This is a genomic window from Leisingera sp. G5_S3_59_S7 (genome assembly GCF_054968485.1).
In genome coordinates this window covers 123,583-139,322 of sequence record NZ_JBQKUH010000001.1, presented here as the reverse complement: position 1 = coordinate 139,322, position 15,740 = coordinate 123,583, and the positions used below count along the sequence as shown (strand labels likewise).

The following is a 15,740-nucleotide window of genomic DNA, read 5'->3' as shown; positions in this document are numbered from 1 at the left end:
TGAAAAGTTCTCACGATCCTCACAACCCACGTTCCTTCATGCTTTTTTCGAGGCCAAGACGAAAGGACTTCAATTTTTTGAGAGTTTTTCTCCAACGATCTTGACGTGTTATTTCAGATGCCGAGACGCCTTCCACACTAGTTGAAACGGCTCCTTTATGACGTAGACGTGGTCCAAGTTCCCACTCGTAACCTTCTGCAAGATCCTTTACTTCAAATCCTAAGTCATTGAGCGCATCTCGGGCTCCGTCAGCGTCACTAAAGAACTGACTTCCTGTTTCGCGGTCGCCAGCCTTAAAGCTTGCCTTACCTTTTACTTTGAGCAAGTCCCGCACTGCCATTAGTGCTTCGACTTCAGACTTAAAGAACGATTTGTCCAATTGTTCACCTTCTAAGTACCAGGCCCCCATCTCGTCCGTCAGAAGTCCCAGCATCCGGGCTGAGGCCAGCAGCCCCGCGGCATCGCCCGCCGCTGCCAGCTTGTGCAGCTCGGCAATGGCGCCCGCGGAATTGAGGTCATCCGCCAGCGCCTCCAGGACCGCGGCAGCAGCGCTGGACGCGGGTTCGATGCCCGCGGTCAGCGCCCGCCACTTGCGCAGCGTTGCCTCTGCCTCCTTGGCCTTCTTATCGGTCCAGTCCATCGGCTTGCGGTAGTGGGTTTGCAGAAACACCAGCCGGATCACCTCGCCGGGGTAACCCTGATCCAGAAGATCGCGCACGGTGAAAAAGTTGCCCAGCGATTTGGACATCTTCTTGCCTTCGACCTGCAGCATCTCGTTGTGCAGCCAGAAACGTGCAAACTCACCCTCCGGATGGGCGCAGCAGCTTTGCGCAATTTCATTCTCATGGTGCGGGAACATCAGGTCGTTGCCGCCGCCGTGAATGTCAAAGTTCTCCCCAAGCAACTCATAAGACATTGCCGAGCACTCGATATGCCAGCCCGGCCGCCCCCGGCCCCAGGGGCTGTCCCAGCCCGGCAGATCCTCGGTGGAGGGCTTCCACAGCACAAAATCCATCGGGTTCTTTTTATAGGGCGCTACCTCAACCCGGGCGCCGGCGATCATGTCATCAACAGACCGGCCTGACAGATTGCCGTAACGGTCCTTCCAGCTGTCGACAGCAAACAGCACATGTCCCTCTGCGGCATAGGCGTGGCCCTTGGCGATCAGGTCCTCAATCATCGCCACCATCTGCGGGATGTACTCCGTTGCCCGCGGCATGTGGTTGGGCTGCAGCGCGCCAAGCTCGCCCATATCATCCAGAAACCACTGTGTGGTCTCCGCGGTGATGTCGCCGATCGGGCGTCCGCTTTCGGCGGCGCGGGCGTTGATCTTGTCGTCAACGTCGGTGAAGTTCCGGGCGTAAGTTACTTGATCTGCGCCATAAACTTCTCGCAGCAGCCGGTACAGCACATCGAACACCACCACCGGCCGGGCATTGCCAAGATGCGCCCGGTCATAGACGGTAGGCCCGCAGACATACATCCGCACGTTACTGGCGTCGATCGGCTCAAAGACCTCTTTCTTGCGGGTCTTTGTGTTGTGCAGCTTGATCACTATGTCCTTGGTTCCCATGCCCGTTCCTTTCCCATGCCCAGCTCTCAGATGGCCGGCATAACCCATTGCGCGCAGCGCGGGCTTAGCAAGTTGTCAGGGAAATGAAAACGACAGAAACCAGCCCGCTGATATGTCAGCAGGTAATGCAGCAAATGATGGCGGTGCATTTCTGGTTCATAAGGGCTGCTTAGCATGGGCCGCCAGCCCCGCCAAGCCTTTTGCCCCAAATAGCAAAAAGGCCGCCCCGTCTGCCTTGGGTACAGACCGGGCGGCCAGCGGCGCGGCGGAAAAGCGCCGCCGCGCCAGCGTGTGCGTCAGATTAGAACTTGAACGACGCGCGCAGCGAAACCGAGGTGGCATCTGCGCCCACACCGGAGTTGCCGAAATCGTCGAACTCATGCTCCAGCACTTCGCCGCCGATCTGCCACTGGTCGGTGACCTGATAGGCCAGGCCGACGCCGTAGAACTCACCGGTTTCGCTGCCCAGCGAGCTGTCGGCCTCAGCCACACCGCCGGTCACATAGGCCAGAACGTTGCCGAAGTCGTAACCGGCTTTCACCTTGGCGCGTGCGACGGAATCCACGGTTGCGCCGCCGCCCAGGTCCACGTCGGTGGTGTCATAGTCCAGTTCGCCACCCAGGACGAAACGGCCGAAATCATAGTTGTAACCGGCGTGGATACCGTAAGCGGCATCGTCACCCGAGGCTCCGTTGGTTGCGTCCACGTCCAGCTGGCCGATCTGGCCACCCAGGTAGAAACCGGTCCAGTCGCCGCCATCATTGGCCACCGGCACGGGTGCCGGTGCCGGCGCGGGTTCGACCACCGGCTCACTGATGTTGCCGGCAAATGCTGCACTGCCCATTACGGCTGCGATGGCTGTCATAGCTACGAAACGAGTCATTTAGACTTCTCCTTTTGCAGTCCCGGCGCAGGTTGTGCGCCGTTGGAGCTTACAAAAGGGCTCCGTGCCCGAACTTCCAGTCTTTCCGGCTCACGTTCCCTTGAGCTGGCAATGACTGGCCGAAATTCCCCTGCTGCGTGCGCTTTTCCGCCGGCCGCGGCTGACGGAATTCGGATAAGCCATTGAAATATGATTGCGGGCACCTAGCGGGAGGCCTGTCTACCCGGCTGCTTCACGCCTGCCCACGCGGCAACGCCTGTCAGAACCGGAAGGCCGCGCTGATAGAAAGAGTCTCGCCGCGCGGGCGGCCGCTGCCGTCCCTGGGCCCAGCTTCGTGATGCAGCACTTCACCCCTCAGCTGCAGCGCCCGGTTGAGGGACACGCGCATCCCCAACCCGAACAGCGTCCCCTGACGCTTGCCGCCTGAAGTTTCGGCCTGCAGCCCGCCGAGCGTGACAACACCCGTTGCCGGCCCAAAGTCGTAGCCGGCATGCAGGCGCAGCTGGTGGGTTTCGTCCGCTTGCACTGCCCGCGTCAGCAGGCCGGACCGGTTGGACGCAACAGTGCCGCCGAAGATAATGCTGCCGAACTCCCGGATAAAGGCCAGCTGGAACGCCTGCGGCTCCGCGCTGCCGCCGCCGGAAGGGGCGCGAGCGGAGGTGTTGAACAGCGGCCGCGCCCACCCTTCTGCCGAACTTGACTGGCCAAAAGTAAGCGCCACCGTGACACCCGCGGCAAAGGCATGGATAAGTGCGGTTTTCCTGACCATCGGCATGTCTCTCTGCCTCTTTGAAATGCGCCGTGTCAGCGCGCCATCCCCAGGGCCCCAGTATCACCGTTAATGATTAATATTCGGTTCCCAGGGTCATCCTGCCAATATCCACCCGCCCCGCATAGCGTCAAAAATCGAAGTCCCACCATTAAAAGTCAAAACATTTACTTAAAGCCACTGCTTCAAGACTGTCCAAAGCCGCCTCTGAACCCGGGTGAAATTCTTGTCGTTTTTTTCACACTGGTCGCAATTGTGCTAGAAACCCCTTCCAGGGCTGGCACTCTTCAGCAAACCAGAGGGAGTCCGCATGCAGGGTGAACGCTGCCTTGTCAGCCTGATCTTCCGCACCATCGGTGCGGCACGCGGGCGTGCGGCCAGAGGACGGCCGTTCTGAGCTGAAATTCCAGAATTTTATGCTCATCCAACTGAAAGGCTAAATGTAATGAACGACCAAGCCTCCTCCCGCGCTGGCCGCAGCGGCGGACGCAACGCGCGCCGTGCAGCCCGCGCTGCAGCACTGCCCGATCATCTGCGTCCCGTACGTCCGGGAATGGAATCCAAAGCCCTCCAAGTTCTCAGCCCGCAGGACATGGAGAAGATCCATCAGACCGCACTGACCGCACTGGAAGAAATCGGCCTCGCCGATGCGCCTCAAAGCGGCATCGGCTACCTCACCGCGGCAGGCTGCACTCTGGGCGACGATGGCCGGATCCGCTTCCCCCGCGCCCTGGTCGAAGACACCATTGCCAAGGCAAACCGCTCCGTCACCCTTTACAGCCGGGACGGCAAGACCGACCTGCAGCTCTCTGGCGGCCGGGTCCATTACGGCACCGCCGGCGCCGCGGTCAGCATGGTGGACGTGCATGGCAAGACCTACCGCGACTCCACCGTGCAGGACCTGCACGACGCCGCGCGCATCTGTGACCAGCTTGACAATATCCACTTTGTCCAGCGCCCGATGGTGTGCCGCGACATCGCCGATAACTGCGAGATGGATCTGAACTCGATCTACGCCACCACCGCCGGGACCACCAAACATGTGGGCGTCTCCTTCACTGAGCCGGGCTTCGTGAAACCCGGGCTGGAGCTGCTGCACATGATTGCTGGCGGCGAGGACAAATGGCGCGAGCGCCCCTTCGTCTCGAACTCCAACTGCTTTGTGGTTCCGCCGTTGAAATTTGCCACGGAATCCTGCGAGGTGATGGAGGAATGCATCAAGGGCGGTATGCCAGTGCTGCTGCTGTCGGCGGGCATGGCAGGCGCGACCGCCCCTTCCACCATTGCCGGCGCAATTGCCCAGGCAGTTGCGGAATGCCTGGCCGGACTGGTTTACGTAAACGCCGTAAAGCCCGGTGCACCCGCGATTTTCGGGACTTGGCCCTTTGGCTTGGACCTGCGGACCGGCGCGATGTCCGTGGGCTCCGGCGAACAGGCCTTGCTGACCGCTGGCTGCGCCCAGATGCACAAATTCTATGACTTGCCCGGCGGTGCCGCTGCGGGTGCCTCGGATTCGAAAATGCCCGATATGCAGGCCGGCTGGGAGCAGATGTGTTCTGCCGTCATGGCGGGTCTCTCAGGTCTGAATATGGCTTACGAGGCCGCGGGCATGCACGCCTCGCTGCTGGGCTTCTGCCATGAGTCGCTGATCCTCGACAACGATCTGCTGGGCCAGGCGCAGCGCTGCGTGCGCGGCATCGAAGTGAACGAAGACACTCTGGCCCTGGACCAGATGCGTGCCACCTGTCTCGGCGGGCCCGGCCACTATCTCGGCACCGACCAGACCCTCAGCCGGATGCAGATGGACTATGTCTATCCCGACCTGGGGGACCGGACCTCGCCCAAGGAGTGGGCGGAACGCGACAAGCCGGACCTGATCGAGAAAGCGATTGCGAAAAAGGAAAAGATCCTGTCGCAGCGCTCCGCCGCCCGGTTTGACGCTGCCACCGACATGGCCATCCGGAAGAAATTCAACATCCATCTGCCAGCATAAGCGCCCGAATCGCTTGCAGACGGGCCGGTCACTCCGGCCCGTTTTTGTGCCGCTCTGCCAGCCATTTCAACGGCAGGAACGCTGCCAATCCGCTAACCCGCTTACTTGGCCCTACCGCTTCTGCGCCGCAGCGGCTGAAACTTCTAGAAGTCTAATAATTGGCTTTTGCAGCCGAATTATTAATGATAACCTTTCGTTAAGGCGTGATTTCTTGCAAACCACTCTTAGCACGGGTAGTGGAGGACATGTAATTTTGCCAGGGCAATTGCGCAATATCATCCTGCAAAAATGCAAATGACAATGCGCCCGGCGTCCTCGGCAGAGCAGCACCCCTTGAAGGATGCAAAACACTTGCATCAAAGAGGCCTGATGTCATCGCCTGAAAAAACGCAAGTCGGAGCTTCGGAATGACCTCGAAGGGTTGCTGTTCTGCGCAAGCAAGGTGCGCGACGTTAACCGGTTAAACTGCCAGACAGCAGAAAAACCTTAAAACCCCGGCCTGCTTTGCAATTGGCGGTAAGTTTTTGGGATCCGATTGTGCGGTTATTCGCAAACGCGCCGCGCCGGGATCCTTTGCGAAATCCGCAGGATGGTCACCGCCAGCAAATCCGCAAGATCAAAATGCAAAAGTGCAGCGCGAGGCCTTACCCCGCGCTGCACGCAGTCCTCAGAAGAAAGCCTGCAAGCCAGTTTGTGCCCGGCCCAGGATCAGAGCGTGCACATCATGGGTACCTTCATAGGTGTTCACCGTTTCCAGGTTCACCATGTGGCGGATCACGTTGAACTCCAGGCTGATGCCGTTGCCGCCATGCATGTCGCGGGCCATCCGGGCAATCTCCAGCGCCTTGCCGCAGTTGTTGCGCTTGATTATCGAGATCATTTCAGGGGCCGCGTTCGCCTCGTCCATCAGACGCCCGACCCGCAAAGAGGCCTGCAGGCCAAGGGTGATCTCTGTCTGCATGTTGGCAAGCTTCAGCTGGAACAGCTGGGTGTTGGCGAGCGGCCGGCCGAACTGGCTGCGGTCCAACCCATACTGGCGCGCCGCGTGCCAGCACGCCTCTGCTGCGCCCATAGCACCCCAGCTGATCCCGTAACGGGCGCGGTTCAGACACCCGAAAGGCCCTTTAAGCCCTTGAACATGCGGCAGAAGCGCCTCTTCGCCTACCTCAACGCCGTCCATCACGATTTCACCGGTGATCGACGCACGCAAGGAGGCCTTGCTCTGGATCTTCGGCGCGCTCAGGCCCTTCAGGCCCTTGTCCAGCACAAAGCCGCGGATTTTGCCGCCATGCGCCTCGGACTTAGCCCAGACCACAAAAACATCGGCAATCGGTGCGTTGGAAATCCACATCTTGGAGCCGGTAAGCCTATAACCGCCTTCGGTTTTTTCGGCCCGGGTCTTCATGCTGGCAGGGTCGGACCCGGCATCCGGTTCGGTCAGGCCGAAGCAGCCGATCCACTCGCCGGAGGCAAGTTTCGGCAAATACTTCTGGCGCTGCTCCTCGCTGCCGTATGCATAGATGGGATACATCACCAGCGAGCTTTGCACCGACATCATCGAGCGGTAACCGCTGTCCACACGCTCCACCTCGCGGGCAACCAGGCCATAAGACACATAGCCGCCGTCAAGCCCGCCGTATTCCTCTGGGATCGTGGTGCCGAGCAGGCCCATCTCGCCCATCTCGCGGAAGATCTCCGGATCGGTTTCCTCGTTCTCATATGCACTTAGAACGCGCGGCTGAAGTTTTTCCTGGGCATAGGCGCGGGCGGAGGCGGAGATCATCCGTTCATCCTCGGTCAGCTGATCCTCCAGCCGCAGCGGGTCTTCCCAGTTGAAACGGCCCAGATCCGGGGCATCCTTGGCGCGCAGCGCGGGTTTGTCGGTCATCTTGTTACCTCAATGGTTCGCGATTTGGCCAAACCCTAACGGCAGGTGAACGGAAAAAACAGCGAGACTTTTGCACAGAAGCATGACAAAAACTCATACATGTCTGTACCTCGCAAATTCCTGCCGTCTATCCCCTCCCTGCGCGCGCTGGAAGCGCTTGACCGCTTAGGCAGCGCCTCCGCCGCGGCCGAGGAACTGGCGCTGACTCAAGGCGCTGTCAGCCGACAGCTGCAAACGCTGGAACGGCAATTGGGGATGGAACTGGTGCAACGGGACCAGAAGCGCTTGATGCTGACCACAGAGGCGCAGGATTACGCGGCGGAGATCCGGCAGGCCTTGAACCAAATCGTGCAAGCCACCCTGCGTTTGCAAGCCGCGCCGCTGGCGGGAACGCTGAACCTGGCCATTCTGCCGGCCTTCGGAATGCGCTGGCTCATGCCGCGGCTGCCGGACTTCGCCCGGCTGCATCCGAATGTGACCATCAATATGTCGACCCGGCTGGAACCTTTCAACTTTTCCTCAGAACCCTTTGACGCGGCTATTCATTATGGAAATGCAGAGTGGCCCGGCACGCAATCCCTGCTGCTGAAGCACGAACAATTGTTGCCGGTGTGCGCGCCGCAGCTTTTGGACGGCAGAAGTGTCACCGAACCTCAAGACATTCTAAAGTTGCCGCTTCTGCACATTCAAACCCGGACGACCGCTTGGCGCGACTGGTTCAGCCGCTTTGGAATTGCCGCCGAGGACGGGCTGAGCGGCACGATCTATGATCAGTTCGCAACCATCACTCAGGCCGCGCTGCATGGCCTGGGGGTGGCGCTGATGCCGGATTACCTGGTGGAGCAGGACCTGGCGACGGGCCGTCTGGTGGCCCTGCATCCGGAGGCTGCTGAGACTTCCGGCGCCTATTACCTGGTGTGGCCGGAGCGGAAATCGGCCGCGCCCGCGCTGGTGAAGTTCCGGGAGTGGCTGGCGGGCCAGGCGCAGCCGGAAGATCCGCTGCCGCGCTGACCCGCGGCCGGAATACAAGGGGGTGACATGCGTGCACCCCCTGTGCACCGCCGGTACACCCCCTGATGCCGCCTCAGCCGAGCGCGTAGCCCGCGCCGCGCACAGTGCGCACCGGATCGCTGCCGCCATGCTGGGTCAGCGCCTTGCGCAGCCGGCCGATATGAACATCGACGGTGCGGGTGTCGACATAGATGTCGCGGCCCCAGACACGGTCCAAAAGCTGCTCCCGGCTCCAGACCCGGCCCGGCTTCTCCATGAAGGTGGAGAGCAGACGGAATTCCGTCGGCCCCAGCTTCAGCGGATTGTCGGCGCGGCTGACCTTGTGGGTCTCCGCGTCCAGCACGATGTCGTCGTACTCCAGCCGGACCCCCACGGTGGAGGGCCGCACCCGGCGCAGCTGGGTGCGCACGCGGGCCATCAGCTCAATCACCGAATAGGGTTTGACCACGTAATCATCGGCGCCGGTTTCCAGACCGCGGACTTTGTCGACCTCTTCCGAGCGGGCCGACAGCATGATCACCGGAATGTTGCGGGTTTCAGAGCGGGTTTTCAGCCGGCGGCACACTTCGATGCCGCTGAGGTTGGGCATCATCCAATCCAGGATGATGATGTCGGGCATATCCTCCTCGACCACCAGCAACGCTTCTTCGCCATGTTCGGCGCGCAACACGCGGAAGCCGTCGGCCTCGAGGTTGTAGGCCAGCACTTCCCGCTGGGCCATTTCGTCTTCAACAACAAGAACGGTGGGCTGATCGGCAGCCATCGGTCAGATCTCCTGCGGTGTTGTCGAGGTTGTGTCGGCTTTCTTGCGGTCTTCTTCCGGCTTCTCGCCGGTCACAAGATAGATCACCTGCTCTGCAATCGCGGTCACGTGGTCGCCCATGCGTTCGGTGTTTTTTGCGATGAAATGCAAGTGCATACAGGCCGAAATGTTGCGCGGGTCTTCCATCATGTGGGTCAGGAATTCACGGAACAAGGCGTTGTACATCTGGTCCACGTCCCGGTCGCGCTCAATCACATCGCGGGCCAGCTCCACGTCGCGCTGGATATAGGAATCAAGTGCGTCCTTGAGCATCCGCTCCACCTCGCGCGCCATCCGGCGCAGGGCGGCGGTGCCTTCGCTGATGCTGGGACCCTGGGCCAGCACGGCGGTGCGCTTGGCCATGTTTTTGGCATAGTCGCCAATGCGTTCCAGGTTGCCGGCAATCTTCATCACCGACAGCACCAGCCGCAGGTCAGAGGCCGCGGGCGCGCGCAGCGCGATCAGGCGGGCGGTTTCCTCGTTGATCAGCTCTTCCAGCCCGTCGATGGCTTTGTCGCCATGGCGCACTGTCAGCGCCAGTTCCTCGTCGCGGGTCTCCAGCGCGCGGGCCGCCTCACGGATGGCGTCCTCGACCAAGCCGCCCATTTTCATGATCCGGGCCTGAATTGCCTCCAGGTCACGGTCGAATGCCGATGCAATATGCTGTTCTACCATGTTGATATTCCTATAGATCAGCCGATCCGGCCGGTGATGTAGCTTTCGGTGCGCGGATCTTCGGGGTTGGTGAAGATCTGGCCGGTGGGGCCGAATTCCACAAGGTTGCCGAGGTGGAAGAAGGCGGTTTTCTGGCTGACGCGCGCGGCCTGCTGCATCGAGTGGGTGACGATCACTACCGAGTAGCGGCTGCGCAGTTCGTCAATCAGCTCCTCGACCTGCGCGGTGGCAATCGGGTCAAGCGCCGAGCAAGGTTCGTCCATCAGCAGCACTTCGGGTTCTGTCGCGACGGCGCGAGCGATGCACAGGCGCTGCTGCTGGCCACCGGACAGCCCTGTACCGGGCGCGTCCAGACGGTCTTTCACCTCATCCCAGATCGCGCCTCGGCGCAGGGATTTTTCAACGATTTCATCCAGTTCTGCCTTATTCCTGGCAAGGCCGTGAATGCGGGGACCGTAGGCCACGTTGTCATAAATCGACTTGGGGAACGGGTTCGGCTTTTGGAACACCATGCCGACCTTGGCACGCAGCTGCACCGGATCGACGCGCTTGTCGTAAATGTCCTCGCCATCCAACAGGATGTCGCCCGTCACCCTGCAGGTGCCGATAGTGTCGTTCATCCGATTCAGGCAGCGCAGGAAAGTGGACTTGCCGCAGCCGGAGGGACCGATAAAGGCGGTGACGGTGTTGTCCTCGATCTCGACGTTCACGTCTTTGATTGCGTGGGTGTCGCCGTAATAGACGTTCACGTCCTTTGCGGCGATTTTGATGTTCTGAGTGTCCACGGTGTTATCCATCAAGGTCATGTCGTTCATTGCACTATGCCCCCTTACCAGCGGCGTTCAAAGCGGCGGCGCAGGATCACGGCAAGCGTGTTCATGGTCACCAGGAAGATCAAAAGGATGATGATGCCGCCCCAAGCGCGTTCATAGAAGGCCGGATCGGCGCGCTTGGCCCATTCGTAAATCTGGGCGGGCATGGCGGAGTTCGGTGCCAGCAGGCCGTCGGCCAGGGTCTCCGGCGCGTTGGAGGCGATAAAGCCGACCATGCCGATGAGGAGCAGCGGCGCGGTTTCCCCCAGCGCCTGCGCCAGACCGATGATAGTGCCGGTCAGGATGCCGGGCGCGGCCAGCGGCAGCACGTGGTGGAATACCGCCTGCATTTTCGACGCACCGACGCCCAATGCGGCGTCGCGGATCGACGGCGGCACCGATTTCAGCGAGGCACGGGTGGAGATGATGATGGTCGGCAGGGTCATCAGCGTCAGCACCAGGCCGCCCACCAGCGGCGCCGAGGTCGGCAGGTGCATGTAGTTGATAAAGACCGCCAGGCCCAGGATGCCGAAAACAATCGACGGCACCGCGGCGAGGTTAGAGATGTTCACCTCGATCATGTCGGTGAGCCAGTTCTGCGGCGCGAACTCCTCCAGATAGATGGAGGCGGCGACGCCGATCGGCAGCGCCAGAGCCAGCACCACCAGCATCATGAACAGCGAGCCCAGCATCGACACGCCAATGCCAGCCGCCTCGGGGCGGGCGTCAGAGGCGTCGGCGCCGGTGATGAAGTCGAGGTTAAAGGTCTTCACCAGCACCCCGGCAGCAGCCAAAGCGTCAACAAGATCAAGCTGTTCGGCTGAGATGTTCTTGTCATTGACGATGCTGTCGCGGGTGACGCGGCCCTTCAGGTAGCCGTCCACGCGGCTGGAGGCGAGGAAGCGGAACTCCACCGTCTGGCCGATCTGGCCCGGGTTAGCGATCACATAATCACGCAGCTGGGCGGCCACATCCTTGGACAGGATGCCAGCCAGTTCTTTGGGTTTGAGGCCGGTTTCGATGCCCAGATCCTCAACCGCGGCGGTCATCGCGCCCTTGATGATCGGTGCATAGCCGAAGGTGGTGACCTTCTTGATGTCCTCGATATTGCGGTTGCCCTTTTTGTCGAGCTTGCTTTCCAGCAGTTCCACATTGAGTGTGACAAAGGTTTGCTGGAACGCGCTGGTGCCCTTGCCGACGATGGTGGTCACCAGGATCACCAGCATGATCAGGCCCGCGGTGATGGCCGCAATGCCATAGGCGCGAAAGCGCGCTTCGGCGGCGTTGCGCTTTTTGGTGCGCGGGGTCTGTTCCAGCAGCGAACCGCCATGTTTGCGGGGCGCAGCGCCTGCGGTGGATTGGCTGAGGTCAGTCATTATTCGTACTGCTCCCGGTATTTGCGCACGATGAAGAGCGCCAAGACGTTCAGGCCGAGGGTCAGGACAAACAGGGTCAAGCCCAAGGCAAAGGCAACAAGGGTTTCGGGGCTGGCAAAGTCGGTGTCGCCGGTCAGCTGGCTGACGATGCGGGTGGTGATGGTGGTCATCGACTCCAGCGGGTTGGCGGAGAACTTGGCAATCGCCCCCGCCCCCATCACCACGATCATGGTCTCGCCAATGGCGCGCGACGCGGCCAGCAGCACCGCGCCGACGATGCCCGGCAGCGCGGCCGGCATCACCACCTGGCGCACGGTTTCGGACTTGGTGGCGCCCAGGCCCAAGGAGCCGTCGCGCATGGCCTGCGGCACCGCGTTGATGATGTCATCGGACAGCGAGGAAACAAAGGGGATCAGCATGACGCCCATCACCAGCCCGGCGGTCAGAACAGAGGTGGCTCCGGACATCCATTCGACCCCCAGCAGCCCGCCTTTGGAAAACAGGTCTGCCAGTGCAGGACCGACCGTCAGCAGCGCAAACAGGCCGTAGACGATGGTCGGTATTCCCGCCAGGATCTCCAGCAGCGGCTTGGCGAAAGAGCGAACCGTGTTGCTGGCGTATTCGGAAAGGTAGATGGCGGCAAACAGGCCAACCGGCACCGCCACCAGCAGCGCGATGAAGGAGATATAAAGCGTGCCCCACAACAGCGGCAGGATCGACAGATCGCTGTCGCCGCGGAAGTTGGGCGCCCAGGTGCTGCCGAAGAAGAAATCGGTCCAGCTATGCAGGCCGAAGAAGTTCTTGGTCTCAAACAGCATCGAAAGGACAATGCCGACCGTTGTCAGGATCGCAAGCGAAGCGGCCAGGATCAGCAGCGCCAGCACGCCTCGCTCCACGACGTTGCGGGCGCGGAAGTCCTTATGAGTGCGGCTGTACGCCCAGCCAAAGCCCCCAAGCGCCAGCAGCGCGACAACCGCGGTCATGGCGGTCCGGCCGGTGTGGGACAGATTGCGGTAGGCCTGCGCAGCCTCCAGCACCTCAGGGCGCACGTTAGATCCAAGGGCCACGCCCACCTCACCCAGCAGCCCGCGCAGGTCCTGCTCGCCCGCCACGGCATTGCGGGCGTCGCGGGCGGTCAGCAGCCCCTGCTCCACCGCCAGATCCAGCCCCTCGGCAACCCGGCGCACGTCGCTCATCACCAGGCCGATGGTGGTGTTTTCCGGCACAGCCTCGGCCGGGATCATGTCTGAGACGCGGTTTTCGATGATCATCGGCTGGGCCAGCAGCCAGACGGCCAGCACCGCGATGGCGGGCACAAATGCGGCCAGCGCAACGTGATAGCCATAATAAGACGGCAGCGAATGCAGGTCTTTTGCATCGCCCCCGGCGGTTCTGAGCGCGCGGCTGCGCCCCAGGTAGAAACCCGCTGCGGACAAAGCAAGCAGGAGAACAACGAGCCAGAAAGTGGGCATAGAGGGCTCCGTTTGGCGGTGACGGAAAGGGAAACAGCGTCGGGGACCGGGACAAACAGCGCCGGGGCAGAAGGATCCGCCCCGGCAAATCTTGTATCAGGGCAACGTCTTAGGAGTTGCCGCCCATGACGGCTTCGTTTGCAACGGTTTCCTGGGTCTCGGCCAGTTCCGGATCAGCAACCAGGCCGTATTCGGCCAGCGGGCCGTCTTCGCCGGCAACTTCGTCAGCCACGAAGAATTCAGCATATTCCTTCAGGCCCGGGATCACGCCGATGTGGGCTTTCTTCACGTAGAAGAACAGCGGGCGGGAGACCGGGTACTCGCCGGTTGCGATGCTCTCGGTCGAGGGCACAACGCCGGACATGGTGGCAACCTGCAGCTTGTCGGTGTTGTTCTCATAGAACGCCAGGCCAAAAACGCCGATGCCGTCCTTGTTGGACTCAATCCGGGCCAGGGTCTCGGTGTAGTCGCCGTCGATGTCGACCGACTTGCCGTCGGTGCGCAGGGCGATACAGGCTTTCTCGGCTGCTTTCTTGTCGCCGCCGTTGGCCTCCTTGAAGGCTTCAAAGGCGCCGGTTTCCTCACAGCCTGCCAGGATAACCTTGTCTTCGAAAACTTCGCGCGTGCCGTGCTTGGTGCCCGGAACGAAGGCCTGGATGTCGACGGCCGGGAAGTCCGGGTTCACGTCGGCCCAGGTGGTGTTCGGGTTGCCTGCCAGCTCACCGTCAACCAGGATCTTGTCGGACAGCGCCAGGAACCAGTCGGACGGGGTGAATTCAAACGCGTTGGCGTTGATGTCAGAGGCAAACACGATGCCGTCATAGCCGATGCGGACCTCAATGATGTCGGTCACGCCGTTTTCGGCACAGGCGGCGATTTCCTTGTCCTTGATCTTGCGCGAGGCGTTGGCGACGTCGATGGTGTTTTCGCCCACACCCTCGCAGAACCGCTTGAGGCCCGCGGAGGAGCCGCCGGATTCCACAACCGGGGTCGGGAAGTCGAAGTTCTCGCCAAAGGCCTCAGCCACAATAGAGGCATAGGGCAGAACGGTCGACGAACCGGCAACCTGCACCTGGTCGCGCGCGGCTGCTGCGGTGGCAGAAACGGCGGAAATTGCCAGGGCGGACGCGGTCAGTTTCACAAAGGACATTTTTGTCTCCATGAGTTTTCAATGTTCGATCACCCCGCGGTGATCTTGGCGCATCACCTAGAGGCCGCTGATGAGGCTTTTGTGACACCAGTGTAACAGGTTCATGACAAACCCGGTCCGGGCGGCAAAAAATGCGTCATGAATCAGCAAGCCGCCGCCGGAAATGTCCGGCGGCGGTTGTTTACGTTCAGGATGTGCGGCGGGAGTTATTCCGGAAGAACCACCTTGAAAACAGACCCTTGCCCCAATTCACTTTCGACGCGCAAGCGGCCGCGGTGGCGGTTGACGATGTGTTTTACAATCGCCAGGCCCAGCCCGGTGCCGCCCATTTCGCGAGAGCGGTGGCTGTCGGCGCGGTAAAACCGTTCGGTCAGGCGCGGCAGGTGGACAGGGTCGATTCCCGGCCCGTTGTCGATCACCTGAACGCGGGCGGCGGCGGCACGCACCGCCGGGTCGCGTTCGGAGCGACTCAGCACCACCCGGACTTCGTCGCCGCCGTATTTCACTGCGTTTTCAACCAGATTGGTAAAGACCTGCTGCAGCTGGTCGGGATCCCCGGTGACCGAAACGGCCTCTTCCGGCGCCTCCAGTTTCATCGCCACGCCGCGGGCCTCGGCCACCGGCTGAAGCGTCTTGAGAGTCGAAGCCAGATGGCCGGTCAGATCGACCGTCTGCTTGGGCCGCACCCGCTCTTCGCTTTCGACCCGGTTCAGGGACAGGAGGTCGCCCACCAGGCGGTTCATCCGGCTGGCCTCGCCCTCCATGATGGTCAGGAAACGGTCGCGGGCCTGCGCGTCCTCCCGGGCCGGGCCGCGCAGGGTTTCGATGAAGCCGATCAGCGCGGTCAGCGGCGTGCGCAGCTCGTGGCTGACATTGGCGACAAAATCGCGGCGCATCTGACCCGCCTGCTCGCGCTCGGTGACGTCGTCGAAACAGGCCAGCACCGCGCCGCCGCCGACCGCACCAATGCCGGGCACATAGCGCAGGGTGACGGCGAATGTGGTGTCCTGGGCGCCGTCATTGGCAAGATGTTTGGCGACACGCGGATTGCGGTCGCGCAGGCACCCTTCGATGGCGGCGGCGACGCTGGGCTGGCGCAGGATGGTGGCGAAATGGCGCCCCTTTACCCCCTGCCCCAGCAGCGTCGCGGCGTCGTCATTCACCGCAATGAAGCGCTCTGTCTGGTCCACCATCACCGCGGGCAGCGGAATGGCCGCCAGAAATCCGTCGATTAGCTCCGTCGTCATCAGATCCCCGTTTATGAGAGTCCGGACTGCCTAGCGCTGCAATGTAAACGGCGTGTGGCAGCAGCCGTTCAGGCAGCGCAAAATCCGGG

At 61.5% G+C, this 15,740-nt stretch carries 13 protein-coding genes; 2 read left to right on the top strand and 11 right to left on the bottom strand.

Translation table 11 applies throughout. The features are described 5' to 3' along the window. Nucleotides 1–19: 19 nt before the first annotated feature. The 3 genes from cysS to ACTRWG_RS00640 all read right to left on the bottom strand — a co-directional run bounded on the left by cysS (nt 20) and on the right by ACTRWG_RS00640 (nt 3,231). Nucleotides 20–1,573 (bottom strand): cysteine--tRNA ligase, encoded by a 1,554-nt coding sequence (cysS, locus tag ACTRWG_RS00650; protein ID WP_036797553.1) that lies wholly within the window; start codon nt 1,571–1,573, stop codon nt 20–22. 301 nt (nt 1,574–1,874) lie between these two features. Next, a complete protein-coding gene (locus tag ACTRWG_RS00645; RefSeq protein WP_027237626.1) occupies nt 1,875–2,456 on the bottom strand; it encodes an outer membrane protein in 582 nt (193 codons plus the stop codon). A 259-nt stretch (nt 2,457–2,715) separates the two neighbouring features. After that, on the bottom strand, nt 2,716–3,231 hold the full coding sequence (locus ACTRWG_RS00640) for a hypothetical protein (protein WP_027237625.1): 516 nt from the start codon (nt 3,229–3,231) through the stop codon (nt 2,716–2,718). A 439-nt stretch (nt 3,232–3,670) separates the two neighbouring features. On the opposite strand from ACTRWG_RS00640, the gene ACTRWG_RS00635 reads away from it, so the two are divergent. After that, nucleotides 3,671–5,218, top strand: a complete 1,548-nt coding sequence (locus tag ACTRWG_RS00635; RefSeq protein ID WP_027237624.1) for a trimethylamine methyltransferase family protein — start codon at nt 3,671–3,673, stop codon at nt 5,216–5,218. A gap of 667 nt (nt 5,219–5,885) precedes the next feature. On the opposite strand, the gene ACTRWG_RS00630 is transcribed toward ACTRWG_RS00635, so the two are convergent. Continuing rightward, nucleotides 5,886–7,106, bottom strand: coding sequence for an acyl-CoA dehydrogenase (locus tag ACTRWG_RS00630; protein WP_027237623.1), 1,221 nt, complete (start codon nt 7,104–7,106; stop codon nt 5,886–5,888). A 99-nt stretch (nt 7,107–7,205) separates the two neighbouring features. On the opposite strand from ACTRWG_RS00630, the gene ACTRWG_RS00625 reads away from it, so the two are divergent. Further along, nucleotides 7,206–8,117, top strand: a complete 912-nt coding sequence (locus tag ACTRWG_RS00625) for a LysR substrate-binding domain-containing protein (RefSeq protein WP_462828825.1) — start codon at nt 7,206–7,208, stop codon at nt 8,115–8,117. Nucleotides 8,118–8,190: 73 nt separating this feature from the next. Here the strand turns inward: ACTRWG_RS00625 and phoB are convergent, their stop codons facing one another. The 7 genes from phoB to ACTRWG_RS00590 all read right to left on the bottom strand — a co-directional run bounded on the left by phoB (nt 8,191) and on the right by ACTRWG_RS00590 (nt 15,651). Further along, entirely contained in the window at nt 8,191–8,880 is a 690-nt protein-coding gene (gene phoB / locus ACTRWG_RS00620; RefSeq protein ID WP_259959244.1) for a phosphate regulon transcriptional regulator PhoB, read from the bottom strand. A gap of 3 nt (nt 8,881–8,883) precedes the next feature. Continuing rightward, complete coding sequence (phoU, locus tag ACTRWG_RS00615; protein WP_027237620.1) at nt 8,884–9,594, bottom strand: phosphate signaling complex protein PhoU; 711 nt, start codon at nt 9,592–9,594, stop codon at nt 8,884–8,886. Between the two features lie 17 nt (nt 9,595–9,611). Then, entirely contained in the window at nt 9,612–10,409 is a 798-nt protein-coding gene (pstB, locus tag ACTRWG_RS00610) for a phosphate ABC transporter ATP-binding protein PstB (protein ID WP_027237619.1), read from the bottom strand. A 14-nt stretch (nt 10,410–10,423) separates the two neighbouring features. Next, nucleotides 10,424–11,782: a phosphate ABC transporter permease PstA gene (pstA, locus tag ACTRWG_RS00605; RefSeq protein WP_462828824.1), complete on the bottom strand. Its 1,359-nt coding sequence runs from the start codon at nt 11,780–11,782 to the stop codon at nt 10,424–10,426. Continuing rightward, the gene (gene pstC / locus ACTRWG_RS00600) at nt 11,782–13,254 is read right to left on the bottom strand and encodes a phosphate ABC transporter permease subunit PstC (RefSeq protein WP_462828823.1); all 1,473 of its coding nucleotides are present in this window, start codon (nt 13,252–13,254) and stop codon (nt 11,782–11,784) included. Before pstC ends, pstA begins: the two co-directional genes overlap by 1 nt. 109 nt (nt 13,255–13,363) lie before the next feature. Further along, on the bottom strand, nt 13,364–14,404 hold the full coding sequence (locus ACTRWG_RS00595; RefSeq protein ID WP_027237616.1) for a substrate-binding domain-containing protein: 1,041 nt from the start codon (nt 14,402–14,404) through the stop codon (nt 13,364–13,366). A gap of 206 nt (nt 14,405–14,610) precedes the next feature. After that, nucleotides 14,611–15,651, bottom strand: a complete 1,041-nt coding sequence (locus tag ACTRWG_RS00590) for a sensor histidine kinase (protein ID WP_027237615.1) — start codon at nt 15,649–15,651, stop codon at nt 14,611–14,613. Between the last annotated feature and the right edge of the window lie 89 nt (nt 15,652–15,740).